Raw genomic sequence first — 26,978 nt, 5'->3', positions numbered from 1 at the left:
GGACGAGGCGATGGCGAAGAAGACGAAGCAGGCGGCCGGCACCCCGGCGATCGTGGCCCTCACGGCGGCGGGCGTCCCGTTCACCACGCACGCGTACGAGCACGACCCGGCGCACCCCTCGTACGGCGAGGAGGCGGCGGAGGCGCTCGGTGTCTCGCCCTCCCAGGTGTTCAAGACCCTCGTCGCCGACGTGGACGGGGTCCTGACGGTGGCGGTGGTCCCGGTCTCGGGGTCGCTGGACCTGAAGGCGCTGGCGACGGCGGCCGGCGGCAAGCGGGCGGCGATGGCCGATCCCGCTCTGGCCGAGCGCACCACGGGCTACGTGCGCGGCGGCATCTCGCCGCTGGGGCAGCGCAAGCGGCTGCGCACGGTGATCGACGCATCGGCTTCGGGGCACGCCACCATCTGCATCTCGGCGGGCCGCCGGGGCCTGGAGGTCGAGCTCGCCCCGTCGGACCTGACCTCCCTCACGTCGGCCGTCCTGGCCCCGATCGCCCGCTCCTAGGGCCGTTCGAAGGCCTGGAGCACACCCCCGAGCGAGAAGCACAGGGCTCCGGTCAGCGTCCCCCAGTTGGCGATGTCGGTGTTGACCAGGCTTCCGGTGGCGGGCCGGGTGAAGGCGGCCAGCGCCGAGACCATGAACAGCACCGAGCCGAGCTGGTTGACCGCGACGATCCACCAGCCGAGGCTGCGCGAGCGCAGGCAGGGCCAGGGCCGGTGGCAGATCTCGGCGAACGCCAGGTGCCCCGAGACCAGGAACAGCACGCATCCGATCACGTCGGGGGTCCAGATCAGCCGGTTGACCTGCTGGACGGTGAGCCCGTGCAGGAAGGAGTCCAGCAGGTTGACGCCGAACACGAGCGTCCCGACGAACAGCACGAACGTGCTCAGCCAGTCCAGGCGCGTCGGCTCGTACCCCCACCACCTCCAGGCGGACGTGACCAGTCCGCCGCCGCCCGGGGAGTGGCGGGGCGCGTTCAGCACCTGCAGGAGCGAGGTGTAGCCCCCGGTGTTGAAGAACAGGCCGCCCGCGAAGTAGATCGCGGCGCTCTCCAGCGCGTCGCCCGAGCCGAACTGGGCGACCGCGGCGCCGAGCGCGAAGAGCGCTCCCCCGATGACGAACGCCCCCGAGGCGAGGGCGTTGAGCCTGCGGAGGCGGCGGAGGGCCTCGGCGTCGGCGGTGGTGGTCCGGTCGGCCGTCTCTCCCGGACCGCGGACCGAGAGGGCCCCGCGCCTGCGCGCGGGCCGCGACTCCCACACCACCGTTTCCCCTTCGGGCCGGTGCCAGGTGAGCCGGGTGGTGAACGGTCCTGCACCTTCGGCGCGCTGCTCGGGCTGTCCCACGGCCCGAGCGTAGTGGTTTCAGCCTTGCCTGCGATTGAGGCGCGGGGTCCTTGAGCCCCGCCCAATCCAGCCCCGCCGGCGTTTGAGGCGCGGGGCCCGGGGCGGAGCCCCCAATCCAGCCCCGCCGGCGTTTGAGGCGCGGGGTGCGGGGCGGAGCCCCGAATCTTTCAGCCGCGCGGCGGCCCGGCGTCGGCCTGCGGGGGCTGGTAGTAGCCGGACCAGCCGTAGACCGGGGCGGGATCCGGGTCGCGGGGGCCCCACAGGGCCGTGAGGCCCAGGTGGAGCAGGACGGCGGCCATCGGCCAGGCCAGCAGCGCCCCGTGCGCCAGCAGCTGCAGCGGCGCGTCGAACGGCACCCCCTGCCCCGCCTTGGCCGCGGCGGCCGCCAGATCCGAGGACGGCCCCAGCCACAGCCCGAACCGCCACCCCACCAGCGCGGCGAAACAGGATCCGACCGCGAGCCCGATCACCAGCGGCACGCCCCCGGCGCGGCGCCACAGGAACACGCCGACGGCGCTCAGCACGCCCAGCCCCACCGACAGCAGGAAGAAGGTCCCGTCGGAGGCGATCCGCGCCTCGCTCTCGCTGTTGCGCAGGAACACGGCGTCCCCGTTGGCGACGTACTGCACGCGCGGCGCGAGCCACACCCACAGCAGGCCGAGGAGCAGGCCGGCCGTCCCGACCGCGAGGGCGACGACGGCCCCGTCCCGGATGTCGTCCGGGGTGATGGCCGAGGCGGCTCCGCCGGGCTTCTCGGGCGGGAGCGGCGGCGGGTCGAAAGGAGACGGCGGGGTCACGGCTTCGGTCACCCCCACATCGTGCCAGGTGTGCCCGGCGGCGGCGTCGCCGGACCGCTTCAGCGGACCGCGGCCCGCCGGTACGCCCAGGTGGCGGCGGCCAGCGAGAGCACGCCGACCGCAGCGCACACGCCCAGGTCGATGGCGACGGCGGCCCAGTCCGGTTCCGGGGCGAAGGTCCGCGCGAAGGCCTCCACCCCGTACGTCGACGGCAGCAGGTCCCGCGCCCACACGATCACGCCCGGCATCCGCTCGGGCGGCAGCACGCCCAGCAGCAGCGCCGCCGACATCCCGAGCTGCCCGGCGAGCGTGGCCAGCTCCTGCCGCGGCGCCAGCAGCCCCAGCGCCGCGCCGAGCCCGGCCAGCGCGGCCCCGGCCAGCGGCACCACGGCGGCCAGGATCCACAGCCCGCTCATCGGCAGGCCGAAGAGCACGCACCCGAAGACGGCGGTGACCAGTGTCCCGGGCAGCGTGAAGGAGGCGTACGCGGCGGCCGCGCCCAGCACCACCGACGCGGGCGGCACCGGCAGGGTGGCGTAGTGGTCGAGCCCGCCGCTCGCCCGCAGCTGCCCGAAGTACTGCGCGAGCAGGTTCAGCGCGACGAAGGCGACGACCAGGACGGAGGAACCCGCGACGACGGCCCGGGCCTCCGAGCCCCCGTCCACCACGCCGCGCATCAGGATCATGATCCCGACGGACTGGAAGGTGGCCACGAAGAGCAGCGGGATCCGCGCCACCCGCGCCCGGGACAGCTGGGCCCGGTAGACGGCGGCCAGTGCGGGCAGGAACCGTGCCCGCGGGGCCAGCGGCGCGGCGGCCGGCTCCTCGACCGGAGCCGGAGCCGGAGTCGGAGTCGGATCCGGAGTCTGCAGGACGGCGCTTGCCGGACGGTCGTTCACGACTTGACCAGGCCTTTCGTCTTTCCGCCGAGCGCGAGGTACACGTCCTCGAGGCTCGGCGTGGCCAGCGTGAAATCGTCCAGGGCGGCGAAGGCCGGCCCACCGGTCACCGAGGCGACGGCCGCCCGGGCCTCGTCCGGGCCGAGCCGCAGGACCCAGCGCCGTCCGGACTCGACGGCGAGCTCGCGCAGCGCGGCGACCTCGGGGACGTCCAGCGGCGCGGTCTCCCGCCACACGAGCTCCAGCCGGACCTCGCCCGAGACCCTGGCCTTCAGGCCGGCCGGGGTGTCGCAGGCGATGACCCGGCCCTGGTCGATGACGGCGACCCGGTCGAGGACGGTCTCGGCCTCGATGACGTTGTGGGTGACGAGGAGGACCGTCGCGCCGTGCTCGGCGCGCCGGCGGTCGACGGCGGACCAGACGGCCCGCCGGGCCACCGGGTCCATGCCGGTGGTGGGCTCGTCGAGGACCAGGACGGGCCGCTCCCCCACCAGTGCGGAGGCGAAGCAGGCGAGGCGCCGCTGTCCGCCGGAAAGTTTCTTCAGGGGCCGCCCGGCGATCTCGGTCAGCCCGAGCTCCTCCAGTACGGCGTCGCGCGCGGCCCGGGCCGCCCGTGCGTCGAGCCCGCGCAGCCGCCCGGTGGTCTCGGCGGCCAGCGCCACCGTGAGCTCGTCGAGGGCGGTGGACTCCTGCCCGAGGTAGGCGAGCAGGCGCGAGGCCCGTTCGGGGTGGCGTACGAGGTCGTGGCCGAGGAGGGTCACGGTGCCCGCGTCGGGCCGCATCAGGCCGGTGAGCTGGCGGACCAGCGTGGACTTGCCGGCGCCGTTGGGGCCGAGCAGCCCGAAGATCTCGCCGCGCCGCACGTCCAGGCAGACGCCGTCGTTGGCGCGGGTCTCGGGGAGTGCGGGAGCCCCGCGCCGGCCGCGTACGGCGGGATACGTCTTGACCAGGTCACGCACCGCGCAGATCACGTCCGAAGCCGCTCCCGCGGCCGGCGCCGTGCTGTTTTCCGCGTGTGCTGTGCCCGTACTCACGAGGGAGCAGCCTACGGGGTTCCCGCCCCTACTCGGCCGCCGGGGTCAGCGGCGCACCGAGCTCGGCGGGACCGGATCCGGGCGCGGCGGCCGGTACGGCGGCCACGTGCTCGGCGGCCGCGCGGACGTCGATCTCCCTCCAGAACCCGGCGCGGATGGCGTACCGGTCGTGCTCGTCGATCTGGTCGTCCTTGTGCGCGAGCAGCCCGAAGCGGGCGGCGTACCGCAGCAGCTCGCCGTCGATGCGGTGCGGGATGCGCGGGTACATGGTGGCCAGCTTCTGCAGGTGCACGGTCTCGGGGAGGCGTTCCATCCAGCGCCGGGCGAACACCTGTCCCACCTCGAACGGGTCCCCGCCGACGGTGGTGATGTCCTCCTCGCGGTCCGCCCAGCGCTGTTCGGCGCTGGTGAGCTGGGCGAGGGTGGGCAGCGAGGCGGTCTCGGCGGGTTCGCCGAGCGGTCCGGCCCGGTCGATCCAGCCCTTGTCGGAGGACCAGCGCAGGGCGCTGGCGGGGGCCGGTGTGCTGCCGGACCCGGTCTGCGGGCCGCTCTGGGGGCCGGGGGCGCGCAGGGATCCGGCGAGGTCCTTGGGCGTGGGCACGGTCTTGCCCCCGGGGGCGGCGGGTGCCGGTACGGGGGCTCCCTCGCGGTCGTCGTCGCCGGTGGCGGCGGTGCCGTTGCGGGCGGCCTCGGCGAGCGCCGCCTCGGGCAGCGGGGCCGAGAGGATGGCGGCGATGTCGGGGCGCGGTGCGGGCGGGGGCGAGCACAGGCCGGTGAGGTCCTTGGCGCGGACGGCCCGGGTGATCCAGGCCCGGTCCAGGACGCGCCGTTCGTCGGCCTCGGCCACGAGGTCCTCGGACTGGTTGTAGTCCCCGTCGGCGGCCTGGACGGCCCACAGGTGGACGGCGACGCCGTGTTCTTTGGCGGACATCAGGCCGGGCAGCAGGTCGCCGTCGCCGGTGACCAGGACCACGTCGGAGCAGGCGCGGTTGCGGGCGAGCTCGGTGAGCTCGGCGTGCATGGCGGCGTCGACGCCCTTCTGGGCCCAGCGGCCGTCGCTGCGGGTCAGGGCGCCCAGGCGGACGGTGACGCGGGGCATGACGCGCAGCCGCCGGTGTTCGGGCTGCGGCACCCGGTCGGGTGCGCCGTCGAACCAGTAGATGCGCAGCAGGGGCTGTTCGGTGTCGGCCTCGGCCCGCTCGCGCAGGCCCTGGATGAGGGCGGCATGGTCCACGGTGATCCGGGAGCGGGAGGGCTCCCCGGCGAGAAGGCTGGCGGCGGCGCCCAACAGGTAGCCGGCGTCCACCAGGACGACGCAGCGGTCCACGCGTTCCACCCTCTTCCCTGGGGGTCCTGTGTTTTTCGACGGGTGCCCCGAGTCTGCCCGACCTCAAGGGTGTTGAAGGCCGGAACTCGATCATCGGCGTGGCGGATCTCACGGGGCGGCCGGGAAGGACCGTTCGGCTACGCGCAGTAATGATCCAAAATGCGCGGTTTCGGGCGCTGTGTGAGTGTGAAGGCGGTCCTGGCCCCTAGACCCTCACGGAGGTTCCACCATGGCCAAGAACAAGAATCAGAAGCAGCCGTCGAAGCAGCAGCAGGCCCGCTCCTCGCAGGACCCGTCGAAGAGCTCGATGGACAGCCCCTCCGAGTCGGTGAACCCATCGCCGAGTCCGATGGATCTGGCCCACAAGAGCAAGCAGAAGAAGTTCGGCCACAACTGACGCGGCGCGACGTGATGTGACGGAAGGGCCCGCCCGGGAACGCCGGGCGGGCCCTTCCGTACGTGCGGCGCCGGTGGGCGGGCGTCGCTATCCGGCCAGGCAGGACGGCCCGAGCAGCACCTTGAGGTCGCCGAAGAGGGCCGGGTCGGGCTGTACGCGGTGCTTGTCGAGGCGCAGCACGGTGGTGGTCCGCGGCCCCTGGAGCTTGATGCGCACCTCGGTGTTGCCCTTGTGGTGGCGCAGGATCTCCCCCAGACGGGTCACCATCGGCGGTGTGACCTTGACGGTGGGGATGGTGAGGACCACCGGGGCGTTCGTGCCGGCCGAGGTGAGGTCGGGGACCATCATCTCCATGGCGACCAGGCGGGGGACGTCCTCGCGCTTGTCGAGGCGGCCCTTGACGAAGACGACCGTGTCCTCGACCAGCTGGGTGGAGACGAGCTGGTAGGTCGCGGGGAAGAACATGCATTCGATGGAGCCGGCCAGGTCCTCGACGGTGGCGATGGCCCAGGCGTTGCCCTGCTTGGTCATCTTGCGCTGGAGGCCGGAGATGATGCCGCCGATGGTGACGACCGCGCCGTCGGAGTGCTCGCCGCCGGTCAGCTGGGAGATTCCGGCGTCCGTCTTGTCGGAGAGCACGTGCTCCAGGCCGAAGAGCGGGTGGTCGGAGACGTAGAGGCCGAGCATCTCGCGCTCCTGCGCGAGCAGGTAGGACTTCTCCCACTCGACGTCGGAGAACTCCACGTCGAGGCCGAAGCCAGGCTCGTCGCTCGCGGCCTCGTCGCCCATTCCGCCGAAGAGGTCGAACTGTCCCTCGGCCTCCTTGCGCTTGACCGCGACCACGTTGTCGATCATCGGCTCGTGGTGGGCGACCAGGCCCTTGCGGGTGTGGCCCATCTCGTCGAAGGCGCCGGCCTTGATCAGGGACTCGACGGTGCGCTTGTTGCAGACGACGGCCTCGACCTTGTCCAGGAAGTCCGGGAAGGTGGAGTACTTCCCCTTGGCCTTCCTGGTCTTGATGATCGACTCGACGACGTTCTGGCCGACGTTGCGCACGGCGGTGAGGCCGAAGAGGATCACGTCGTCGCCCTGGGCGGCGAAGTTCGCCTCCGACTCGTTCACGTTCGGCGGGAGCACCTTGATGCCCATGCGGCGGCACTCGTTCAGGTAGATCGCGGACTTGTCCTTGTCGTCCTTGACCGAGGTGAGCAGGCCCGCCATGTACTCGGCCGGGAAATTGGCCTTGAGGTAGGCGGTCCAGTAGGAGACCAGGCCGTACGCGGCCGAGTGGGCCTTGTTGAAGGCGTAGCCGGCGAAGGGGACCAGGACGTCCCACAGCGCCTTGATCGCCTGGTCGCTGAAGCCCTTCTCCTTGGCGCCCGCCTCGAAGATGACGAAGTTCTTCGCCAGTTCCTCGGGCTTCTTCTTGCCCATCACGCGGCGCAGGATGTCGGCCTCGCCGAGGGAGTACCCGGCGATGATCTGGGCGGCCTTCTGCACCTGCTCCTGGTACACGATGAGGCCGTAGGTGACGCCGAGGATCTCCCTGAGCGGCTCCTCCAGCTCCGGGTGGATCGGGGTGATCTCCTGCTGCTTGTTCTTGCGCAGGGCGTAGTTCGTGTGCGAGTTCATGCCCATCGGGCCCGGCCGGTACAGGGCCGAGACGGCGGAGATGTCCTCGAAGTTGTCGGGCTTCATCAGGCGCAGCAGGGAGCGCATGGGCCCGCCGTCGAACTGGAAGACGCCGAGCGTGTCACCGCGGCCGAGCAGTTCGAAGGTCTTGGGGTCGTCGAGCGGCAGGCCGAGGAGATCGAGGTCGATCCCCTTGTTGGCCTTCACCATCTTGACGGCGTCGTCCATGATCGTGAGGTTGCGCAGGCCGAGGAAGTCCATCTTGATCAGGCCGAGCGACTCGCACTGGGGGTAGTCCCACTGCGTGATGGTCACGCCGTCCGTGTGCCGCACCCAGATCGGGGCGTGGTCGACGATCGGCTCGCTGGACATGATCACGCCGGCGGCGTGCACGCCCATCTGGCGGACCAGGCCCTCGACGCCGCGTGCGGTGTCGATGACCTTCTTGACGTCCGGCTCGTTCTCGTACATCGCGCGGATCTCGCCGGCCTCGCCGTAGCGCGGGTGCGAGGGGTCGGTGATGCCGTTGAGGTCGATGCCCTTGCCGAGGACGTCGGCGGGCATGGCCTTGGTGAGCCGGTCGCCCATGGCGTACGGGTAGCCGAGGACGCGGGCCGAGTCCTTGATGGCGTTCTTCGCCTTGATCTTTCCGTAGGTGCCGATCATGGCGACCTTGTCGTCGCCGTACTTCTCGGTCACGTACCGGATCACTTCGACGCGCCTGCGCTCGTCGAAGTCGATGTCGACATCGGGCATGGAGACGCGCTCGGGGTTGAGGAACCGCTCGAAGATCAGGCCGTGGGTGATCGGGTCGAGGTCGGTGATGCCCATGGCGTACGCGACGATCGAGCCAGCCGCGGATCCTCGGCCGGGGCCCACCGCGATGCCCTGGTTCTTGGCCCACATGATGAAGTCGGCGACGACGAGGAAGTAGCCGGGGAACCCCATCTGGATGATGACGTCCAGCTCGTACTCGGCCTGGCGCTGGCGGTCCTCGGGGACGCCTCCGGGGTAGCGGCGGGCCATGCCGCGCCGCACCTCCTCGCGGAACCAGGTGATCTCCGTGTAGCCCTCTTCGGGGATCTCGAACTTCGGCATGAGGTTCTTGGCCTCGAACATGCCGGTGGTGTCGATCTGCTCGGCCACCAGGAGGGTGTTGGCGCAGCCCTCCTGCCAGGCGTCCGAGGAGTCGACCGCGTACATCTCGTCCGTGGACTTCAGGTAGTAGCCGGTTCCGTCGAAGCGGAAGCGGTCCGGGTCCGAGAGGTTCTTGCCGGTCTGGATGCAGAGCAGGGCGTCGTGGGCGCCGGCCTCGTGCGCGTACGTGTAGTGCGAGTCGTTCGTCACCAGCGGCGGGATGCCGAGCTTCTTGCCGATCTCCAGCAGCCCGTCGCGGACCCGGCGCTCGATCTCGATGCCGTGGTCCATCAGCTCCAGGAAGTAGCGCCCCTCGCCGAAGATGTCCTTGTAGTCGGAGGCGGCCTGCACGGCCTCGTCGAACTGGCCGAGGCGCAGCCTGGTCTGCACCTCGCCGGAGGGGCAGCCGGTGGAGGCGATCAGCCCCTCCGACCACTGGGAGATGGTCTCCTTGTCCATGCGCGGCCACTTGGTCAGCCAGCCCTCGGCGTACGCGTCGGAGGACAACCGGAAGAGGTTGTGCAGCCCGGTGGAGTTCGCCGCCCAGATCGTCTTGTGGGTGTAACCACCGGAACCGGACACGTCGTCGCGCTTCTGGTGGGGCTGGCCCCACTGGATGCGCCGCTTGTTGCGCCGGGACTCCGGGGCCACGTACGCCTCGATGCCGATGATCGGCGTCACACCGGCCTTCTTCGCGGTGTGGAAGAAGTCGTACGCCCCGTGCAGGTTGCCGTGGTCGGACATGGCGATGTGCGTCATGCCCATCTCGTTGCACGCGTTGAACATGTCCTTCAGCCGCGCGGCACCGTCCAGCAGGGAGTACTGGGTGTGGACGTGCAGGTGCGTGAACGGCGTCTTGGTCACGGTGGGGGCCTCCGAGGGGAGAGTGGGGCGGCAGCTCTGAATCCTACGTCGACCGGGTGACATTCCCCGGGCACCGACGGGTACGGTCATGCGTTGCAGAACCAAGGGCACCTGTCCGAAATGCGATCGGCGCCGATCCACCCCGCACCACCAGGAGGCATCCGCCATGGCGGTTCCCGAGACGACCGACGAGCAGCGCGCCGAGCAGATCCTCGACGTGTTCGACACCGCGTTCGGTGAGCTGCTCGCCGCCGACCCCGCTGCCTTCCAGGTCAAATTCCGCAAGATGGCGGCCTCCGCCTTCGCCTTCTACCGGGGCACCGCCTGTCTCTTCTACTCCGACCTGGAGCGGGACCGGCACGGCGGCCCGTACCTGGACGAGCGGACGGGCCGGGTGTGGATCCACGGCGATCTGCACGCCGAGAACTTCGGTACGTACATGGACTCCAACGGCCGGCTGATCTTCAACGTCAACGACTTCGACGAGGCCTACGTCGGCCCCTTCACCTGGGACCTGAAGCGCTTCGCCGCCTCCGTCGCCCTGATCGGCTACACCAAGGCGCTGAGCGACGGCCAGATAAGCGAGCTGGTGCGGATCTACGCCGGCGCCTACCGGGAGCGGATCCACCGTCTCGCGGCGGGGGCCAAGCACGAGGAGGTGCCCTCCTTCACCCTGGACACCGCCGAGGGCCCGCTGTTGGACGCGCTGCGCTCGGCCCGCTCCCGCACCCGCTTCTCCCTGCTGGACTCCATGACGGAGATACGGGACTACGAGCGCCGCTTCACCTCCGGCGGTGGCTCCATCGAGCTGGACGCCGCCACCCGCTACAAGGTGCTGGCGGCCTTCGACGGGTACCTGGAGACCCTCCCCGACGAGTCCCTCGTGCGGCCGGACTCCTACCGGGTCAAGGACGTGGTGGGACGCCGGGGCGTCGGGATCGGCTCGGCCGGTCTGCCCTCCTACAACATCCTGCTGGAGGGGCACAGCGACGCCCTGGAGAACGACGTCGTGATCTACCTCAAGCAGGCGCAGACCCCGGCGGTGTCCCGGCACATCACGGACCGGGCGGTGCGGGAGTACTTCCGGCACGAGGGCCACCGCACGGTGATCTCGCAGCGCGCCCTGCAGGCCCACGCCGACCCGTGGCTGGGCTGGACCGAGCTGGACGGGGCGGGGCAGCTGGTGGCCGAGGTCTCCCCGTACGCGGTGGACCTGGACTGGTCGGACCTGGACGACCCGGAGGAGATCGCGGCCGTGGTCGCCGATCTCGGCCGGGCCACGGCGACCATGCACGCGTCGGCCGACGAGGCCGAGAGCGGGCACTCGCTGGTCCCGTTCTCCACCGAGCGGGCCATCGACGCGGCGATCGCGGCCGATGAGGAGGGCTTCGCGGGGCTGCTCGTGGACTTCGCCCACGCGTACGGCGCCCGGGCCCGCGCCGACCACCAGATCTTCGTGGATCTCTTCCGCAACGGGCGTCTGACCTCGTAGTTCGTGCCCGTGGCCGGGGCCGGGACGCGGCTTTCACAGGTACGCATGGCAGACTCGCGACGATGGACATTTCAGGAGTGAGGCTTCGAGGGCTGCGTGCCGCGCTGTTCAGCGCGCTCGTCGTGCTGCTCTCGGCCGGCTCGCACGTCCTCATGTCCCGCGTTCCGCTGCCGCCCGCGCTGGTGGCCGGGGCCTTCGCCGCCGTGTTCGTGATCGCCTACGCGCTCGCGGGCCGGGAACGGGGCTTCGGCCCCATCGCCGGGCTGCTCGTTCCGCTGGAGCTGGCCGCCGACACCGTCTTCACCGCCGGGCAGCACCTCTGCTACGGCCCGGCCGGCGGCCCCGTCTCGGGTCCGCTGCGCGCGATGGGCCTGGACGAGCTGTGCGGGGGCACTCCCGTGGGCGGGCCGCTCACCGAGGTGACCGGGCCCGTCGCCGATCCGGCCGCGATGCTGGCCGCGCCCGGGCCGTGGACGCCCTGGCTGCTGCTCGGCGCCCACGTCTCGGTCGGGCTGCTCGCCGCCGGGTGGCTGCGCCACGGCGAGCGGGCCCTGGGGCAGCTGCTGCGCGCGGTGGCCGCCTTCGCGTTCCGGCCGCTGCTGCTGGCGGTGGCCTCGGCCCCGGCCTTCTGCGGTCCGGCGCGGCGGCTGCTGCGGCCGGTCCTCGAGGGCACGCAGGCCCGTACGCGATTCCCCGCACACTCCGTGGGCCGGCGGGGACCTCCCGTGCTCGGCGCGCTCGCTCGCGCCTGACGCACGTACGGGGCACCTCCCAGCGATGGCTGGGGGCCACTCCCCCGAGCAGTCCCCTCGACACGTCACACCCCACGGAGATCACGATGAGTTCACGCAACAGCCAGGCGAACAAGGCAGCGGCCCGCGAGCGGCTGCGCGCCGAGCGCGAGGCACAGGCCAAGAGGGACAAGATCCGCCGCCAGGTGATCGTGGCGGGCGCGCTCGTCGCCGGGCTCGGCCTGGTCGGCGTCGTCGGCTACGCGATCGTGCAGTCCAACCAGCCCGGCTACTGGGACAAGGCCGCCAAGGCCGAGCTGGTCAAGCCGAAGAACACCGAGGGCGAGGACGGCACCACGGTCGTCATCGGCAAGCCCGACGCCAAGAAGACGCTGGAGCTGTACGAGGACTCGCGCTGCCCGGCCTGCGCCGGCTTCGAGCAGGCGGCCGGCGAGCAGATCAAGAAGGACGTGGACGCGGGCAAGTACAAGCTCCAGTACTTCGGCGCCACCTTCATCGACAACGCCGTCAAGGGCGAGGGCTCGAAGAACGCGCTGAGCGCGCTGGGCGCGGCGCTCAACGTCAGCCCGCAGGCCTTCCTCGACTACAAGGCCGCGCTGTACTCCAAGGAGCAGCACCCCGAGGAGACCGTCGACAGCTTCGCCAAGGACGCGTACCTGCTGAAGGTCGCGGACACGGTCCCGGCGCTCAAGGGCAACGCCGAGTTCAAGAAGGCCGTCGAGGACGGCACCTACGACCGGTGGGCGATGGACATGTCGAAGGCCTTCAACAAGTCCGGCGTGACGGGTACCCCCACGCTGAAGATGGACGGCAAGAAGATCGACACCCCGCAGACCGCGGAGCAGTTCACGGCGGCGATCGACAAGGCCCTGCAGGGCTGATCCCCGGACATTCCGGGACACGCTTCCGGAAGGCCGCACCATCGGGCGGGCGAACTCCCAGAGTTCGCCCGCCCGTTGCATTCCGACATCTGTTCCATCAGGTGTACCCGTCGGTAATGTGACCGGTCGTGACCAGTCATCTCATCCCTTCTCAGACCCCGGCGACTCCCCGTCGCCGTACGGTCGTTCTCGCCGCCGCGGCCACGGCCGCGCTGGCCCCGCTGACCTCGCTCGGCGCCTCGGCGGCCCACGCGGCGACACAGTCCGCGCCCGCCTTCCTGCACGGCGTCGCCTCGGGCGACCCGCTGCCCGACGGGGTCCTGCTGTGGACCCGCGTCACCCCCACCCCCGAGGCCGTACCCGGCTCCGGCCTCGGCCCGGCCACCCAGGTGAGCTGGGAGGTGGCCGCGGACCAGGCCTTCTCCCGCATCGTCGGCTCCGGCACCGTCACGGCGAGCGCCGCCACCGACCACACGGTCAAGGTGGACGTGCGCGGGCTGCAGCCGCAGACGTCCTACTGGTACCGGTTCACCGCCGGCGCCACCGTCTCCCCCACCGGCCGCACGCTGACCACCCCGGGCCACGACGTGACGACCTCGGGAGTCCGTTTCGGTGTGGTCTCCTGCGCCAACTGGGAGGCCGGCTACTTCTCCGCGTACCGCCACCTGGCCGCCCGCACCGATCTGCACGCGATCCTGCACCTGGGCGACTACATCTACGAGTACCCGACCGGGGGCTACCCGGAGGCGAAGTACGTCGTGCGCCAGCACGAGCCGAAGCACGAGATCGTCTCGCTGGCCGATTACCGCACGCGGCACGGCAAGTACAAGACGGACGGCGACCTGCAGGCGCTGCACCAGGCGCACCCGGTCATCGCCATCTGGGACGACCACGAGTTCGCGAACGACATGTGGGCGGGCGGCGCCGAGAACCACACGCCGGGCGCCGAGGGCGAGTGGGCGGCCCGCGCGGCCGCCGCCAAGCAGGCGTACTTCGAGTGGATGCCCGTACGCACCTCCGTCGCGGGCACCGTCTACCGGCGGCTGCGCTTCGGCACCCTCGCCGATCTGCACCTGCTGGACCTGCGCTCCTTCCGCTCGCAGCAGGCCAAGGTGGGCAGCGGTGCGGTGGACGACCCGGAGCGCACGATCACCGGGCGCGCCCAGCTGGACTGGCTCAAGTCGGGCCTCGCGGGCTCGAACGCGACCTGGAAGCTGGTCGGCACCTCGGTGATGATCTCGCCGGTCGCCTTCGGCTCGCTGCCCGCGCACCTGCTGAAGCCGCTGGCCAAGCTCCTCGGCCTGCCCGAGGGAGGCATAGCGATCAACGTGGACCAGTGGGACGGGTACACCGACGACCGCAAGGAGCTGCTGGGCCACCTCAAGGACCGGAACGTCAAGAACACCGTGTTCCTGACCGGCGACATCCACATGGCGTGGGCGAACGAGGTCCCGGTGAACATGGCCACGTACCCGGGCTCGGGGACCGCCGCGACCGAGTTCGTCGTCACCTCGGTGACCTCCGACAACATCGACGACATCCTGCACGTGCCCGCGGACACCGCCTCGCTGGTCGCGGAGACGGCCATCAAGGCCGCCAACTGGCACGTGAAGTGGCTCGACATGGACGCACACGGCTACGGGGTGCTGGACGTGACGGCGGAGCGCTCGCAGATGGACTACTACGTGGTGTCCGACAAGCGGCGCCAGGACGCCACGGCCGCGTGGGCCCGCTCGTACCGGACCCTGAACGGGACGCAGAAGGTGGAGCGGTCCTACCAGCCCGTCCGCTGAAATAACTGATTGACCGTCAATTCTCCTGCCGCGTGGGGCGCCTGGTACATACCAGGCGCCCCATGTGCGTTTCTGGCAACAAATCTTTTACGCAAGACACTTGACCTGAATATGTCATGCACACATAAGCTTCCCGCCAGCTGAAGAAGATCCTTCAGGCCATCACCCCCCACCACCCCCCACCCGCGAGGAGCACACGTGCGCGCAATTGCCCGCATATCCCCCCTTCTTCGCCGCCGCCTGATGGGCACGGCGGTTCTGGCCGGAACCCTGGCCTTCACTCCGCTCGCGGCCCCCACCACGCTTGCGGCAGCCAAGACCCCCGCCGAGCTCTGCGCCGAGCAGCCGGCCGCCGCCGGCGCCGCCAACGCCCGCGTGACCCGCGCCCACGACGAGCACGCGGACGAGCCCAACGAGGTCACCGACGCCCAGGCCAAGGCCATGGACGCCGACCTCAAGGCGAAGCTGGACAAGGCCCTCAAGAACCAGCCGCAGCGCAGCCTCAGCGCCGCCGAGGCCGTCGTCAACATCCCCGTGTACTTCCACGTCGTGCACTCCGGTGCGACCGGAAAGCTGACGGCCACGGATGTCAGCAAGCAGCTGGCGGTCCTCAACGCGGCCTACGGCGGCCAGGGAACCGGAAACGTCAACACGAACTTCCAGTTCACCCTCGCGGCCACCGACTACACGGACAACGCCTCCTGGTACAACCTGGCCTCCGGCTCCCAGGCCGAGAAGGACATGAAGAACACCCTGCGCAAGGGCGGCCCGGGCGCGCTCAACTTCTACACCGCCAAGCTCTCCGGCGGCCTGCTGGGCTGGGCTACCTTCCCGACCTCCTACGCCTCCAGCCCCAAGATGGACGGCGTGGTCGTGCTCGACTCCTCGCTGCCGGGCGGCTCCTCCGCCAACTACAACGAGGGCGACACCGCGACCCACGAGGTCGGCCACTGGCTGGGGCTCTACCACACCTTCCAGGGCGGCTGTAACGGCAACGGCGACTACGTCTCCGACACCCCCGCCGAGAAGAGCGCCGCGTACGAGTGCCCGACCGGCCGCGACAGCTGCGCGAGCAAGCCGGGCGCCGACCCGATCCGCAACTTCATGGACTACACGTACGACTCCTGCATGTACCAGTTCAGCGCCGGCCAGGTGGCCCGCATGAGCAGCAGCTGGACCGCGTACCGCGCCGGCTGATCCCCTGCCACGACGAAGGGCACGGCCCGGCATCCGCCGGACCGTGCCCTTTCGCTATCCGCCCATCCCCCTACAGGCTGTCGAGGAAGCCGATCGCGACCTTCCACACCTGCTCCGCGGCCTCCGCGTCGTAGTCGTCCAGGTCCGGGTCGGTGAACAGGTGCCCGGCACCCGGGTAGCTGTGGACCTCCACGTCCGCCCCGGCCCGCTGCATCCGCAGGTACCAGGCCGTCAGCCAGTCGTGCGGCTCGAAGGGATCCGGGTCCGCGATGTGCAGCTGCACCGGCAGCTCGTCCACCGAGGCGCCCTCCTCCAGGTCCGCCGTCCCGTGCAGGAGCAGCAGCCCGCGCGCCTTCTCGTCGGCCATCGCCAGGTGCTGGGCGACGGAGCCGCCGAAGGAGAAGCCCGCGTAGACCAGGCCCTGGTCGGAGTGGGGGGCGGCGGCCAGCACCGCGCGCTTCAGCAGTTCGTCACGGCCGATCTCGTCCCGGTGGGCCATGCCCTCCTCGACGGTCTCGAAGGTGCGTCCCCCGAAGAGATCCGGCACCTGGACCTGGTGCCCGGCCGCGCGCAGCCGGTCGGCCGCCGCGTGCACCGCGGGCCGCAGCCCGTACGTCGAATGGAAAAGCACGATGTTCATGCCTCCATCGTGCCAGCCGCCGAACGGAAGGTGTCCGCGGACCGCTTCCCGCTACGTTCCTCCCATGGAGATGGAGAACTTCCTTCGCCCCGCCCTCGTCATCGGCGGCGCGCTGGTCGCCACCCTGATCGCGGGCTGGCTGCTGGACCTGCTGCTGCGCCGGGCCGACGCCCGGCACACCGAGACCCCGTTGTGGGGCCTGCTGCGCCGCTGCCGGCTGCCCTTCCAGGTGGTGCTCTGCGCCTCGCTGCTCAGAGGCTCCTACCGCTGGGCGGGGGTCCTCCCCGACCACCCCGTCGGCGTCGGCCGCTTCCTCACCCTGGTGCTGATCGCCTCGGTGGCCTGGCTGGCGGTGCGGATCGCGACCGCCGCCGTCGACTCGACGTACGCGCGCTACGCCGCGGCGGCCGAGGACGACGCCCGGGTCCGCCGGGTCCGCACCCAGGTCACGCTGATCCAGCGGGTGGTCACGGCGGTGGTGGTCGTGGTCGCCGCGGCGGCGATGCTGCTGACCTTCCCCCCGATGCGTACGTTCGGCGCCTCGATGCTGGCCTCGGCGGGCGTCCTCGGCATCGTGGCGGGCATCGCCGCGCAGGCCGCGCTCGGCAACCTCTTCGCCGGCCTGCAGATCGCCTTCGGCGACACCGTCCGGATCGGCGACACCGTGGTGGTCGACAAGGAATGGGGCCGGGTCGAGGAGATCACCCTGACCTTCCTGACCGTCCGCACCTGGGACGAGCGCCGTATCACGATGCCGGTCTCGTACTTCACGAGCAAGCCCTACGAGAACTGGTCGCGCGGCGGCGCGCAGATGACCGGCACGGTCTTCTGGCACCTGGACCACAGCGCACCGCTCGCCCCGATGCGGGAGCAGCTCCAGGAAATCCTGAGGGAACTCCCCGAGTGGGACGGCCGCGGCGGCGGCCTGGCCGTGACGGACACCACACCGCACACCGTCCAGGTCCGCGCGGTGGTCACGGCGAAGGACGCGGACGACCTGTGGACCCTGCGCTGCGCGGTCCGCGAACGCCTGATCGCCTGGCTCGTCACCCACCACCCCTACGCCCTCCCCCGCGTCACCACGGCCGAAGCCACCCCCAGACCGGACGATTCCAGCCCGTCCGGCGTTTGAGGACCGGGGTCCGGGGCGGAGCCCCGGTCTTTCAGCCCCGCCGGCGTTTGAGGCGTGGGGGTCCCCCCGGACGGAGTCTGGGGGAGGGTCTGGGGCGGAGCCCCGGGAAGCCGGCGCTCGGCCTTGGTCAGAACGTCAGGCGGAACAGGGCGCCGCCGCCCACCGCGGGCTCGGCGGTCAGCTCGGCCCCGTGCGCCCGCGCGATCTGCCGCGCCATGGCGAGCCCCAGCCCCGACCCCGGCAGGGCCCGCGCGGCCCCCGCCCGGTAGAACCGGTCGAAGACGTACGGCAGGTCCTGCTCCGCGATCCCCGGCCCGTGGTCCCGTACGGTCAGCTCCGGCCCGGCGCCGACGCCGGCGTCCGCCAGCTCCACCTCCACCGGCAGCCCGGCAGGGCTGAACTTCGCCGCGTTGTCCAGCAGGTTCGACAGCAGCCGGCTCAGCCGCGCCGGCACCCCCGGCACGACCACCGCCCCCTCCGCCACCCGCACCCGGAACTCCACCGCCGGCCAGTGCGCCCGCGCCGCGTCCACCCCGTGCCGCACCAGCGCGTCCAGCCGTACCTGCTCCACCAGCGGCGTCGGTTCCTCGTCGCGCGCCAGCTCGATCAGGTCGTTCACCAGTCCCGTCACCTCCCGCAGCTGCCGCCCCAGCGCGGCCGACGCCCGCTCCCGCTGTGCGGCGGTCAGCCGGTCGGCCTTCGCCAGCAGCTCCGCGTTGGTCCGCAGCGCCGTCAGCGGGGTGCGCAGCTCGTGCGAGGCGTCCGCGACCAGCCGCCGCTGGGCGGTGACGGACTGCTCCAGCTCGCCGAGCATGGTGTTGAAGCTCCCGGCCAGCCGGGTGATCTCGTCCTCCCGCCCGGAGGGCCCCGGCGGCGGGAGTTCGATCCGGTGCCGCGGGTCCCGGGTCGCCGCGATCCGCTCGGCCGTCGCCGTGAGCCGGGTCACCGGGGCGAGGCCGGTCCGGGAGACCCAGTAGCCCAGTACGGCGGCGAGCAGCACCCCGGCCGCCGCCGTCAGGACGAGCCACCCGGCGGCCTCCGCGATGCCGGACTCCACCGTGTCGGCGCGCAGGGCCACCTGGAGGGCCCGCCCCTTGGCGTAGTCGGTGGTGAGCATCCGCGCCGGGTGTCCGGCCACCGAGATGTTCGTGTAGTAGGGGGCCCGCCGGCCGTCGGCGACCTCCCGCGCGGCCGGGTCCACGGGCAGCAGTCCCGGCGTACGGGGGTCCTTGGCCGGGTCGGCCGCGACCACCTCGGCGCAGGCGGGGGCGGCCAGGAAGCGGCACTCCCCGGCCAGCGTGCCCGGCGCCTCGCCCGGGTTGCGCTGTGCGGCGAGCCGGGCTGACTGGGTCAGGCTGAGGTCGAGCTGCTCGTAGAGCGCGGACCGTACGACGAGGAAGGCGGCGGCGCACACGACCACGGCCACGAAGGCCACGGCGGCGGTGACGGCCAGCGCCAGCCGGGTCCGCAGCGGCCGTCGCCGTCTCCAGGCGGCGCCGAGCCCCCTGCGCCCCGATCCGCTCACGCCGCGTCCAGCCGGTAGCCGACCCCGTGCACGGTGTGGACCAGCCGGGGCTCGCCCCCGGCCTCCAGCTTCCGCCGCAGGTAGCCGACGTAGACGGCCAGGGAGTTGGAGTCCGGCCCGAAGTCCCGCCCCCACACCAGCTCCAGGATCACCTCGCGCGGCAGCACCTGGCCGGGGTGGCGCAGGAGCAGCTCCAGCAGCGCGGCCTCGGTCCGGCTGAACTCCAGCGGCCGCCCGCCCCGCCGCCCGGTCCGCGTCCCGGGGTCCAGGACGAGGTCGTCGAAGGCCAGCGGGCCCGCTCCGGCCGGGTCGGGCGCGGCCCGCCGCAGCAGTGCCCGGACCCGTGCGACCAGCTCGTCCAGGGCGAACGGTTTGACGAGGTAGTCGTCGGCCCCGGCCTCCAGCCCGTCGACGCGTTCGCTCACGGAGTCCAGCGCGGTCAGCACGAGGACGGGCGTGCGGTCGCCCATCGCGCGCAGCTGGCGGCACACCCCGAGCCCGTCGAGCACCGGCATCATCACGTCGAGCACGACGGCGTCCGGCTCCCAGGCCGCCACCTCGGACAGCGCGGCCAGCCCGTCCGCCGCTCCGCGCACCTCGTACCCCTCGACGGCCAGCCCGTCCTCCACGGCGGCGCGCACCTCGGGCTCGTCGTCGACCACCAGGATCCGATGCCTGTTCAGGGAGCTCATGGGGCAAAGCCTGCCAAAGGCTTCGCCGCGAACCTCTTAGAACCTTCTTAGGGCGCACCGGGAGGGTGCGGCCATGACCACTCGACACTCACCTGACACAACCGCGGAGCTGTCCGTCGTGATCGGTGCGGGCGGCACCGGCGGCCACATCTACCCGGGGCTCGCGCTCGCCGAGGCCCTGCGCGCGGCCGTTCCCGGCGCCGTGGTCTCGTTCATCGGGACCGAGCGGGGCCTGGAGACCGAGCTGATCCCGGGCGCCGGCTACCGCCTGCACACCGTCGACATGATCCCCTTCGATCCGGCGCTGGGCGCGAAGCGGTACCTGCTGCCCGCGGCCCTGCTGCGCTCGGCGCACCAGGCCCGTGCCGTGATCCGGGCGCAGGGCGCGCACGCCGTCGTCGGCATGGGCGGCTATCCGAGCGCGCCGGCCGTGCTCGGCGCCCGGCTGGCCGGGCTGCCCGCCGTGATCCACGAGTCGAACGCGGTACCGGGACGCGCCAACCAGTTCGCGGCCCGGCTCACCCCGCACGTGGCGGTGGCCTTCGACCGCAGCCGCGCCCATCTGACGGGCGGCGACCGGGCGCTGACGACGGGGATGCCGATCTCCGCGGCCCTGGCGGGGCTCGCGGAACGGACCGGACCGGAGCGCGTCGCGCTGCGCGCCGAGGCCCGGCGGGCCCTGCGCGTCCCCGCGGGGCGGCGGCTGGTGGTCTTCAACGGCGGCAGCCTGGGCGCCGTCCGCCTGACCGGGGCGGCGGTCGCGCTGGCCCGGCTCTGGCAGGGCCGGGACGACGTACAGCTGCTGGTCAAGACGGGGCCGGCGGCGCTGGACGGCGCCCTGGTCGAGCTGGCGGCCTCCGGCGGGCGGCGGATCGCGCGGGCCGTGCCGTACCTGGACCGGATGGACCTGGTGTACGCGGCCGCCGACCTGGTGGTGTGCCGGGCCGGGTCGGCGACGGTGGCGGAGCTGGCGGCGACGGGCGTCCCGGCGGTGCTCGTCCCCTACCCGCACGCCCCCGGCGACCACCAGACCCACAACGCCCGGGTGCTGTCCGACGCGGGCGCCGGGCTGCTGCTGCCGGATGCGGAGACCACCGCCGAACGCCTCGGCGATCTCATCGGCCCGCTGCTGGCCGATCCGGTCCGGCTGGCGTCGATGGCCGGAGCCGCCGACCCGGGCCCGCACGCGCGGGCCGCCGACCTGCTGGCCGCGGAGGTCCTCCGCGTCGCCGGCGTCCGCCTTCCCACCCTGGAGCACGCATGACCCTGAACTGGAACGACCGCACCGTCCTCGTCACCGGCGCCGAGGGGTTCATCGGCTCGACGCTGGTGGACCTGCTCGTGGCCCGCGGCGCCCGGGTGCGCGCTTTCGTGCACTACAAGCCGTACGCGGAGAAGGGCCACCTGGCGCGCTACCTCGCGGACCCGGACGGCCCGGTGGAGATGTGGGCGGGCGACGTCCGCGACGCGGGCCGCGTCAGCGACGCGGTGGCGGGCTGCGACACCGTCTTCCACCTGGCGGCGCTGATCGGGATCCCGTACAGCTACGCCTCGCCGGGCGCGTACGTGCAGACGAACGTCACCGGCACGGAGAACATGGCGGAGGCCTGCCGCCGCCACGGCGTGCGCCGCCTGGTCCACACCTCCACGAGCGAGGTCTACGGCACGGCCCTGACGGCCCCGATCTCCGAGGACCACCCGCTCCAGCCGCAGTCCCCGTACTCCGCGTCGAAGATCGGCGCGGACATGATGGCGCTCTCCTTCCACCACGCCTTCGAACTGCCGGTGACGGTGGTGCGCCCCTTCAACACGTACGGCCCGCGCCAGTCGGCCCGCGCCGTGATCCCGACGATCCTGGCCCAGCTCCACGCGGGCTCGCGGGAGATCCGCCTCGGCTCCCTCTCCCCCACCCGCGACTTCACGTACGTGACGGACACGGCCGCGGGCTTCCTCGCGGTGGCGGAGTGCGACCGGGCGCTGGGGGAGGTGGTCAACCTCGGCACGGGCGAGGAGATCTCCGTCGGCGCCCTGGCCCGGGCGCTGATCACCGCCTCGGGCCGGGACGCGGAGGTGGTGGTGGACCCCTCCCGCCTGCGTCCCTCGGGCAGCGAGGTCCACCGCCTCCTCTCGGACAACTCCCGCGCCCGCGACTGGGCGGGCTGGAAGCCCGAGGTCTCCCTGGCCGAAGGCCTGCGCCGGACCTCGGACTGGATCGCGGAGCACCTCCACCTCTTCGCCCCGGACCGCTACCAGGTCTAGAGCAGGGCGGCCGCGCACTCCTCGGCGAGGTCCTCGGCATGCGGCGGCAGCGGACCGCCGGCGCGCAGGTGGCGGCGGACGACCGAGAGCGGCAGGTCGATCAGGGCGAGGGTGACCCGGTCCAGGCCCTGGGGGTCCGTCGCGCCGAGGGAGTCGGCGAGGGTGCCGAGGGCGTCGTACACGCGCTGGTTGCCGGAGTCGGCCCGCCGGGTGTGCTCCTCGGACCAGTCGGCGCGGCCGAACTCCGCGGGACCGTACAACAGGAGCGCGGCCTCCTGCGGGTGGGCGCGGCTCCAGGCCACGACGTGCCGGGCGGCCGCGCGGGCGGCCCGGCGGGGGTCGGGGTCGCTGTGCAGCATGGCGAAGTAGCCCTCCTGGAACCGCTCGACGCTCCGCAGCCACACCTCGGCGAGCAGGGCCGTCCGTCCGGCGAACCGGTGGTACATGGATCCGCTCGGCGCGCCGACCGCCTGGGCCGCGGCGGACATGGTGACGCCGCCCGGTCCGGCGGTGGCCGCCAGCCGGACGGCGGCGTCGAGGATCTGGTCGGTGTCGAACCGGGGTGGTCTCGCCATGAATCAGAGAGTACCCTCCAGATTATTAGAGACACATCTCTAATAATCTCAGGGGAGGACGCATGGGCGTCTACAACGTGCACGAGCGCCTGATCGGGGCCAAGCAGAGCGAGGTCGGCGCGCTCATCGACACACTGTCCGGCGGGGAGGACGACCGGCTCTGGCCCGGCCACCTGTGGGAGGAGATGGAGTTCGACCGCCCCCTGGGCGTCGGCGCGGTCGGCGGACACGGACCGGTGCGCTACACGGTGGTCGCGTACGTGCCGGGCACCTGGGTCCGCTTCGCCTTCACCGGGCCCCGCGGCTTCCACGGCTTCCACGAGTACACCGCGCTGGCCGTCGACGCGGAACGGACCGTGTTGCGGCACACCCTCGCGATGTCCGTCAGCGGCGTTTCCCGCCTCACCTGGCCGCTCGCCTTCCGGTCGGGGCACGACGCCGTCCTGGAGGACAGCCTGGACCGCGCCGAGCTGGCCTGCACCGGCACCATCGCCCGCCCGGCCCGCTGGTCCCCGTACGTCCGCTTCCTCCGCTCGCTGGAGCGGCTGCTGTCCCGGCCGGCCCAGGCCCAGGCCCAGGCCGGCCGGGTCTAGGGGGCGCGCAGGCTGCGTACGTCCAGGTGCCGCAGCACCCGGTCGACGACCTCCGGGTCGGAACCGGGTTCGCTGCGGGCGGCCAGCACCTCGTGGCGGGCGGCCGACATCATCTCCCGCTGGATCCGCTGGATGTCGTGGAGCCGCTGCACCCGCTTCGCGTACGCCTCGCGCCGCTCCTCGTCCACCATGTCCGGGCTGATCCTGGCCCCCACGTCGTACGCGCGCCGGGTCAGCTGCTCGATCAGGTCCTCCGACAGCTCCTCGACCTCGTCGATCTCCTTCAGCCGCCGCTTCGCGGCCTTCGCGGCGCGGATCGCCAGCTGCCGCTCGGCATCCCGCCGCACGTCCGTGTCGGCCTCCACACCCAGCCGCCGCACCAGCCACGGCAGGGTCAGACCCTGGCATACCAGGGTCGCCATGATCACCGCGAACGCGATGAAGATGATCTCGTCCCGCGCCGGGAAGGGCTCCCCCGAGTCCGTCTTCAGCGGGATGGCCAGCGCCAGGGCCACCGAGGCCACCCCGCGCATCCCGGCCCACCACATCACCACGCTCTCCCGCCAGCTCAGCGGGATCTCCTCGTCGTAGTCGCGCCGCTGGTGCAGCTTCTTCGCGAGCCAGCCGGCCGGCAGCAGCCACACCAGCCGTACGCCGACCACCACCGCGACGACGACCGCCGCCCAACCGGCCATCTCCCACTCGCGGTCCTGCGCCGTCCCGAACACGCTGTGGAGCTCCAGCCCGATCAGCCCGAAGGCCACCCCGGTGACCAGCGTGTCCACGACCTCCCAGAAGGTGTGCCCGGCCAGGCGCCCCAGCACGTCGTCGGCGTCGGACGCGTACTCGGCGAGGAACAGGGCCGTCGTCAGCACGGCCAGCACCCCCGACCCCTGGAGTTCCTCCGCGACCACGTACGACACGAAGGGCACCAGCAGCGTCAGCCCGATCTGGAGGGTCGCGTCGTCGAGCCGGCCCATCAGCCGGTGGGTGATCCAGCCGAGGGCCAGGCCGACGACCACGGCGACGACCGCGGACAGCACGAACTCCCCCAGCGCTTCGGGCCAGGAGAAGCTGCCGCTGACGGCCGCGGCGATCGCCACGTGGTAGAGCACGATCGCCGTCACGTCGTTGAAGAGCCCCTCGCCCTCCAGGATCGACACCATGCGGCGGGGCAGCCCGAGCGATCCGGCGACGGCGGTGGCCGCGACCGGGTCGGGCGGGGCCACGAGCGCTCCGAGCGCGACGGCGGCGGCGATCGGCAGCGCGGGCACCGCGGTGTACGCGACGGCGGCGACGGCGGCGGTCGTGACGAACACCAGGGCCACGGCCAGCAGGAGGATGGGCCGCACGTTGGCGGCGAACTGGCGCCACGAGGTCCGCTGCACGGAGGCGTACAGCAGGGGCGGCAGCACCAGCGGGAGGATGAACTCGGGCGGCACCTCGACCTCCGGCACGGCCGGCACGAGCGCGAGGACCACCCCGCCGAGGGTCATGAGGACGGGCGCGGGCAGTCCCAGCCGGTCCCCGAGCGGCACCATGACCACGGCACCGAGCAGCAGCACGAACAGCAGAGCAAGCTGATCCACTCCCCCACCCTGCCAGTCCGCTGCGCTCGGCCCGACCGGTAACCACAGCAACCCGCGTGTCGCCCCGGGCCCCGAACCCTTCCGGGGCTCCGCCCCGAACCCCTACGGCGCTCCGCGCCCGCGCCTCAAACGCCGGCGGGGCTGAAATTGCGCTCCGCGCAATCCAGCCCCGCCAGGCAAATCCAGCGCCGTCGAGCAGAATCCAGCCTCGCCACATCCAGCCTCGCCGGCGTTTGAGGCGCGGGGTCCGGGGCGGAGCCCCGATCTTTCAGCCCCGCCGGCGATTGAGGCGCGGGCTACGGCAAAGGGCGGCGCATCGCGCGGTGGGGGATGCCGGCGTCCTGGAATTCCGGGCCGTAGGCCACGTACCCGAGGCGCTCGTAGAAGCCGAGCGCATGCGTCTGCGCGCCCAGGTCCACCCCCGTCAGCCCCAGCCGCACCGCCTCGGCCTCGATCGCGCGGACCAGCGCCACCCCGACCCCCAGCCCGCGCGCAACCTTCCGCACGGCCAGCCGGCCCAGTGCGCCGACCGCCGGATCGCCCGTCTTGGCCAGCACGGCGGCGCCGTGGAGCAGCCGGCCGGTGCCCAGCGGCTCCCCGTCCGGCCCCACGGCCAGGACGTGCACCGCGCCCGCGTCGTACGCGTCGTACTCGATCGACTCCGGTACGGACTGCTCGACCACGAACACCTCGGTCCGCACGGCGAAGCACGCCGCCATGTCGGCCTCGGAGTCCGCGACCCGTACCTCGAAGCCGACGGCGGTCACTCGCTCTCCGCCCGGATCACGTCCAGCGCGTGCTGCAGGTCCGCCGGGTAGCCGCTCTCGAACTCCACCCACTGCCCGTCGGAGGGGTGCTCGAAGCCGAGCCGCACCGCGTGCAGCCACTGCCGGGTCAGGCCCAGCCGCTTCGCGACCGTCGGGTCGGCGCCGTACGTCAGGTCGCCGACACACGGGTGCCGGTGCGCGGACATGTGCACGCGGATCTGGTGCGTACGCCCGGTCTCCAGCTTGATGTCCAGCAGCGAGGCGGCGCGGAAGGCCTCGATCAGGTCGTAGTGCGTGACGGAGGCCTTGCCCTCCTGCGTCACGGCCCACTTGTAGTCCGCGCTCGGGTGGCGGCCGATCGGCGCGTCGATGGTGCCGCTCATCGGGTCCGGGTGGCCCTGCACCAGCGCGTGGTAGCGCTTGTCCACGACCCGCTCGCGGAACTGGTTCTTCAGCGAGGTGTACGCGCGCTCCGACTTGGCGACGGCCATCAGGCCGGACGTGCCGACGTCGAGGCGGTGCACGATGCCCTGGCGCTCGGAGGCGCCGGAGGTGGAGATGCGGTAGCCCGCCGCGGCGAGGCCGCCGATGACGGTGGTGCCGGTCCAGCCGGGGCTCGGGTGGGCGGCGACGCCGACCGGCTTCATGATGACCACGATGTCGTCGTCGTCGTGGACGATCTCCATGCCGGGGACCGGCTCGGCGACGACCTCGACCGGCCGGGGCGGTTCGGGCATCTCGACTTCGAGCCAGGCGCCACCGTGCACACGCTCGGACTTCCCGACGACACTGCCGTCGACCGACACCTTCCCCGCGGCCGCGAGGTCGGCCGCCTTCGTCCGGGAGAAACCGAACATACGGGCGATGGCGGCGTCGACACGCTCGCCTTCGAGGCCATCGGGAACGGGCAGGGTGCGGATCTCGGGAATCGTACTCACCCGTCGAGTATGCAGGACTCGGCAGCCGGGCAGTTCCGCGAGCGGTCCAGCGATCAGTTGGGCGATCAGTCCCGCGATCAGTCCTTGTGGACCGTGCCGTCCGGGTCGAGGCCCTTGAACGACAGCAGGACGATCAGGATGCCGCCGCACACGATCGCCGAGTCGGCCAGGTTGAAGACCGCGAAGTGGGCCGGCGCGATGAAGTCGACGACCGCACCCCGGAACACGCCCGGCGAACGGAAGATCCGGTCGGTCAGATTGCCCAGCGCACCGCCCAGCAGCAGGCCCAGCGCGATCGCCCACGGCAGGCTGTAGAGCTTGCGCGCGAGCCGCACGATCACCACGATCACGGAGGCCGCGATGCAGGTGAAGATGATGGTGAAGGCCTCGCCGAAGCCGAAGGCGGCGCCCGGGTTGCGGACCGCCTCGAACTTCAGCAGGTCACCGATGATCTCGATCGGCGGCTGGTGCTCCAGCTTCGCCACGACCAGCATCTTGGTGCCGAGGTCGAGCAGGTAGGCGAGCACCGCCACGACGAGCAGCGCCGCGATCCGCCGGCGCCCCTTGGGCCCGGCGGACTCCGGCTGGGCGTCGTCCCCGACCTCCGGCGTACCGATGATGCGCTCCGCCTCTGCCACGTGAGTCCCTCGAACTAGCTCGAACCAGGCTCCTCCTGGACCCTGACGAGACACGAGGGTACGTCAGGGCCCCCGCCCACCGCC

At 72.2% G+C, this 26,978-nt stretch carries 25 protein-coding genes; 11 read left to right on the top strand and 14 right to left on the bottom strand.

The window, feature by feature from the left end; all coding sequences use genetic code 11:
* Positions 1-10: 10 nt before the first annotated feature.
* A complete protein-coding gene (gene ybaK, locus ACIPYQ_RS04375; RefSeq protein WP_401245917.1) occupies positions 11-505 on the top strand; it encodes a Cys-tRNA(Pro) deacylase in 495 nt (164 codons plus the stop codon).
* Here the strand turns inward: ybaK and ACIPYQ_RS04370 are convergent.
* The 5 genes from ACIPYQ_RS04370 to ACIPYQ_RS04350 form a co-directional block, all read right to left on the bottom strand.
* Positions 502-1,344, bottom strand: a complete 843-nt coding sequence (locus ACIPYQ_RS04370) for a hypothetical protein (RefSeq protein WP_401245915.1) — start codon at positions 1,342-1,344, stop codon at positions 502-504. The two genes, ybaK and ACIPYQ_RS04370, sit on opposite strands and share 4 nt — an antisense overlap.
* Before the next feature lie 167 nt (positions 1,345-1,511).
* Positions 1,512-2,153, bottom strand: coding sequence for a hypothetical protein (locus ACIPYQ_RS04365; RefSeq protein WP_401245913.1), 642 nt, complete (start codon positions 2,151-2,153; stop codon positions 1,512-1,514).
* A gap of 47 nt (positions 2,154-2,200) precedes the next feature.
* Positions 2,201-3,013, bottom strand: a complete 813-nt coding sequence (locus ACIPYQ_RS04360; RefSeq protein WP_401246122.1) for an ABC transporter permease — start codon at positions 3,011-3,013, stop codon at positions 2,201-2,203.
* Between the two features lie 23 nt (positions 3,014-3,036).
* On the bottom strand, positions 3,037-4,008 hold the full coding sequence (locus tag ACIPYQ_RS04355; RefSeq protein WP_361758982.1) for an ABC transporter ATP-binding protein: 972 nt from the start codon (positions 4,006-4,008) through the stop codon (positions 3,037-3,039).
* Positions 4,009-4,102: 94 nt separating this feature from the next.
* Positions 4,103-5,410 carry an NYN domain-containing protein gene (locus ACIPYQ_RS04350; protein ID WP_361758815.1) on the bottom strand — a complete coding sequence of 436 codons (1,308 nt, stop codon included), beginning with the start codon at positions 5,408-5,410 and terminating at the stop codon, positions 4,103-4,105.
* Positions 5,411-5,630: 220 nt separating this feature from the next.
* On the opposite strand from ACIPYQ_RS04350, the gene ACIPYQ_RS04345 reads away from it, so the two are divergent.
* Positions 5,631-5,798 (top strand): hypothetical protein, encoded by a 168-nt coding sequence (locus ACIPYQ_RS04345; RefSeq protein ID WP_327413484.1) that lies wholly within the window; start codon positions 5,631-5,633, stop codon positions 5,796-5,798.
* 87 nt (positions 5,799-5,885) lie between these two features.
* Here the strand turns inward: ACIPYQ_RS04345 and dnaE are convergent, their stop codons facing one another.
* A complete protein-coding gene (gene dnaE, locus ACIPYQ_RS04340; protein ID WP_401245911.1) occupies positions 5,886-9,431 on the bottom strand; it encodes a DNA polymerase III subunit alpha in 3,546 nt (1,181 codons plus the stop codon).
* A 166-nt stretch (positions 9,432-9,597) separates the two neighbouring features.
* On the opposite strand from dnaE, the gene ACIPYQ_RS04335 reads away from it, so the two are divergent.
* From ACIPYQ_RS04335 to ACIPYQ_RS04315, 5 genes are all read left to right on the top strand, one after another.
* A complete protein-coding gene (locus ACIPYQ_RS04335) occupies positions 9,598-10,923 on the top strand; it encodes a DUF2252 domain-containing protein (RefSeq protein WP_401245909.1) in 1,326 nt (441 codons plus the stop codon).
* 62 nt (positions 10,924-10,985) lie between these two features.
* Positions 10,986-11,675, top strand: a complete 690-nt coding sequence (locus tag ACIPYQ_RS04330; protein ID WP_401245907.1) for a hypothetical protein — start codon at positions 10,986-10,988, stop codon at positions 11,673-11,675.
* Between the two features lie 86 nt (positions 11,676-11,761).
* A complete protein-coding gene (locus ACIPYQ_RS04325; RefSeq protein WP_361758803.1) occupies positions 11,762-12,556 on the top strand; it encodes a DsbA family protein in 795 nt (264 codons plus the stop codon).
* Between the two features lie 128 nt (positions 12,557-12,684).
* Positions 12,685-14,349, top strand: a complete 1,665-nt coding sequence (locus tag ACIPYQ_RS04320; protein ID WP_401245904.1) for an alkaline phosphatase D family protein — start codon at positions 12,685-12,687, stop codon at positions 14,347-14,349.
* Between the two features lie 243 nt (positions 14,350-14,592).
* Positions 14,593-15,546, top strand: a complete 954-nt coding sequence (locus ACIPYQ_RS04315; protein ID WP_362234382.1) for a zinc metalloprotease — start codon at positions 14,593-14,595, stop codon at positions 15,544-15,546.
* A 70-nt stretch (positions 15,547-15,616) separates the two neighbouring features.
* Here the strand turns inward: ACIPYQ_RS04315 and ACIPYQ_RS04310 are convergent, their stop codons facing one another.
* Complete coding sequence (locus ACIPYQ_RS04310) at positions 15,617-16,186, bottom strand: dienelactone hydrolase family protein (RefSeq protein ID WP_361758798.1); 570 nt, start codon at positions 16,184-16,186, stop codon at positions 15,617-15,619.
* A 70-nt stretch (positions 16,187-16,256) separates the two neighbouring features.
* Between ACIPYQ_RS04310 and ACIPYQ_RS04305 the strand changes: the two genes are divergently transcribed.
* Entirely contained in the window at positions 16,257-17,318 is a 1,062-nt protein-coding gene (locus tag ACIPYQ_RS04305) for a mechanosensitive ion channel family protein (protein WP_401246120.1), read from the top strand.
* Between the two features lie 127 nt (positions 17,319-17,445).
* Here ACIPYQ_RS04305 and ACIPYQ_RS04300 read toward each other — a convergent pair whose 3' ends face one another.
* Positions 17,446-18,843: a sensor histidine kinase gene (locus ACIPYQ_RS04300; protein ID WP_401245902.1), complete on the bottom strand. Its 1,398-nt coding sequence runs from the start codon at positions 18,841-18,843 to the stop codon at positions 17,446-17,448.
* Positions 18,840-19,535 carry a response regulator transcription factor gene (locus ACIPYQ_RS04295; protein WP_361758792.1) on the bottom strand — a complete coding sequence of 232 codons (696 nt, stop codon included), beginning with the start codon at positions 19,533-19,535 and terminating at the stop codon, positions 18,840-18,842. The genes ACIPYQ_RS04300 and ACIPYQ_RS04295 overlap by 4 nt, the downstream gene beginning before the upstream one ends.
* Before the next feature lie 73 nt (positions 19,536-19,608).
* Here ACIPYQ_RS04295 and ACIPYQ_RS04290 point away from each other — a divergent pair, with 73 nt between their 5' ends.
* Positions 19,609-20,799 carry a UDP-N-acetylglucosamine--N-acetylmuramyl-(pentapeptide) pyrophosphoryl-undecaprenol N-acetylglucosamine transferase gene (locus tag ACIPYQ_RS04290; RefSeq protein WP_401245900.1) on the top strand — a complete coding sequence of 397 codons (1,191 nt, stop codon included), beginning with the start codon at positions 19,609-19,611 and terminating at the stop codon, positions 20,797-20,799.
* Positions 20,796-21,794 carry an SDR family NAD(P)-dependent oxidoreductase gene (locus ACIPYQ_RS04285; protein WP_361771154.1) on the top strand — a complete coding sequence of 333 codons (999 nt, stop codon included), beginning with the start codon at positions 20,796-20,798 and terminating at the stop codon, positions 21,792-21,794. The genes ACIPYQ_RS04290 and ACIPYQ_RS04285 overlap by 4 nt, the downstream gene beginning before the upstream one ends.
* Here ACIPYQ_RS04285 and ACIPYQ_RS04280 read toward each other — a convergent pair.
* Positions 21,791-22,369: a TetR family transcriptional regulator gene (locus ACIPYQ_RS04280; protein ID WP_401245898.1), complete on the bottom strand. Its 579-nt coding sequence runs from the start codon at positions 22,367-22,369 to the stop codon at positions 21,791-21,793. The genes ACIPYQ_RS04285 and ACIPYQ_RS04280 overlap by 4 nt on opposite strands.
* A 62-nt stretch (positions 22,370-22,431) precedes the next feature.
* Between ACIPYQ_RS04280 and ACIPYQ_RS04275 the strand changes: the two genes are divergently transcribed.
* The gene (locus ACIPYQ_RS04275) at positions 22,432-22,962 is read left to right on the top strand and encodes an SRPBCC family protein (protein WP_401245896.1); all 531 of its coding nucleotides are present in this window, start codon (positions 22,432-22,434) and stop codon (positions 22,960-22,962) included.
* On the opposite strand, the gene ACIPYQ_RS04270 is transcribed toward ACIPYQ_RS04275, so the two are convergent.
* The 4 genes from ACIPYQ_RS04270 to lspA all read right to left on the bottom strand — a co-directional run bounded on the left by ACIPYQ_RS04270 (position 22,959) and on the right by lspA (position 26,894).
* Positions 22,959-24,551, bottom strand: coding sequence for a Na+/H+ antiporter (locus tag ACIPYQ_RS04270; protein ID WP_401245894.1), 1,593 nt, complete (start codon positions 24,549-24,551; stop codon positions 22,959-22,961). The genes ACIPYQ_RS04275 and ACIPYQ_RS04270 overlap by 4 nt on opposite strands.
* Before the next feature lie 296 nt (positions 24,552-24,847).
* The gene (locus ACIPYQ_RS04265; protein ID WP_361771000.1) at positions 24,848-25,270 is read right to left on the bottom strand and encodes a GNAT family N-acetyltransferase; all 423 of its coding nucleotides are present in this window, start codon (positions 25,268-25,270) and stop codon (positions 24,848-24,850) included.
* Between the two features lie 44 nt (positions 25,271-25,314).
* Positions 25,315-26,256 carry an RluA family pseudouridine synthase gene (locus tag ACIPYQ_RS04260; RefSeq protein ID WP_362239950.1) on the bottom strand — a complete coding sequence of 314 codons (942 nt, stop codon included), beginning with the start codon at positions 26,254-26,256 and terminating at the stop codon, positions 25,315-25,317.
* 77 nt (positions 26,257-26,333) lie between these two features.
* Positions 26,334-26,894 carry a signal peptidase II gene (gene lspA / locus ACIPYQ_RS04255; RefSeq protein WP_401245892.1) on the bottom strand — a complete coding sequence of 187 codons (561 nt, stop codon included), beginning with the start codon at positions 26,892-26,894 and terminating at the stop codon, positions 26,334-26,336.
* Between the last annotated feature and the right edge of the window lie 84 nt (positions 26,895-26,978).

Source organism: Streptomyces sp. NPDC090045 (assembly GCF_044747975.1).
Classification (GTDB): domain Bacteria; phylum Actinomycetota; class Actinomycetes; order Streptomycetales; family Streptomycetaceae; genus Streptomyces.
The sequence above is the reverse complement of the archived record's forward strand: the minus strand, read 5'-3'. Positions and strand labels throughout refer to the sequence as shown.

Coding starts and splice junctions, on each gene's coding strand:
- ACIPYQ_RS04335 (WP_401245909.1), top strand. CDS start 9,598: ATGGCGGTTCCCGAGACGACCGACGAGCAGCGCGCCGAGCAGATCCTC.
- ACIPYQ_RS04280 (WP_401245898.1), bottom strand. CDS start 22,369: ATGGCGAGACCACCCCGGTTCGACACCGACCAGATCCTCGACGCCGCC.
- ACIPYQ_RS04315 (WP_362234382.1), top strand. CDS start 14,593: ATGGGCACGGCGGTTCTGGCCGGAACCCTGGCCTTCACTCCGCTCGCG.
- ACIPYQ_RS04290 (WP_401245900.1), top strand. CDS start 19,609: ATGACCACTCGACACTCACCTGACACAACCGCGGAGCTGTCCGTCGTG.
- ACIPYQ_RS04330 (WP_401245907.1), top strand. CDS start 10,986: ATGGACATTTCAGGAGTGAGGCTTCGAGGGCTGCGTGCCGCGCTGTTC.
- ACIPYQ_RS04325 (WP_361758803.1), top strand. CDS start 11,762: ATGAGTTCACGCAACAGCCAGGCGAACAAGGCAGCGGCCCGCGAGCGG.
- ACIPYQ_RS04305 (WP_401246120.1), top strand. CDS start 16,257: ATGGAGAACTTCCTTCGCCCCGCCCTCGTCATCGGCGGCGCGCTGGTC.
- ACIPYQ_RS04275 (WP_401245896.1), top strand. CDS start 22,432: ATGGGCGTCTACAACGTGCACGAGCGCCTGATCGGGGCCAAGCAGAGC.
- ACIPYQ_RS04285 (WP_361771154.1), top strand. CDS start 20,796: ATGACCCTGAACTGGAACGACCGCACCGTCCTCGTCACCGGCGCCGAG.
- ACIPYQ_RS04345 (WP_327413484.1), top strand. CDS start 5,631: ATGGCCAAGAACAAGAATCAGAAGCAGCCGTCGAAGCAGCAGCAGGCC.
- ACIPYQ_RS04310 (WP_361758798.1), bottom strand. CDS start 16,186: ATGAACATCGTGCTTTTCCATTCGACGTACGGGCTGCGGCCCGCGGTG.
- ybaK (WP_401245917.1), top strand. CDS start 11: ATGGCGAAGAAGACGAAGCAGGCGGCCGGCACCCCGGCGATCGTGGCC.
- ACIPYQ_RS04295 (WP_361758792.1), bottom strand. CDS start 19,535: ATGAGCTCCCTGAACAGGCATCGGATCCTGGTGGTCGACGACGAGCCC.
- ACIPYQ_RS04265 (WP_361771000.1), bottom strand. CDS start 25,270: ATGGCGGCGTGCTTCGCCGTGCGGACCGAGGTGTTCGTGGTCGAGCAG.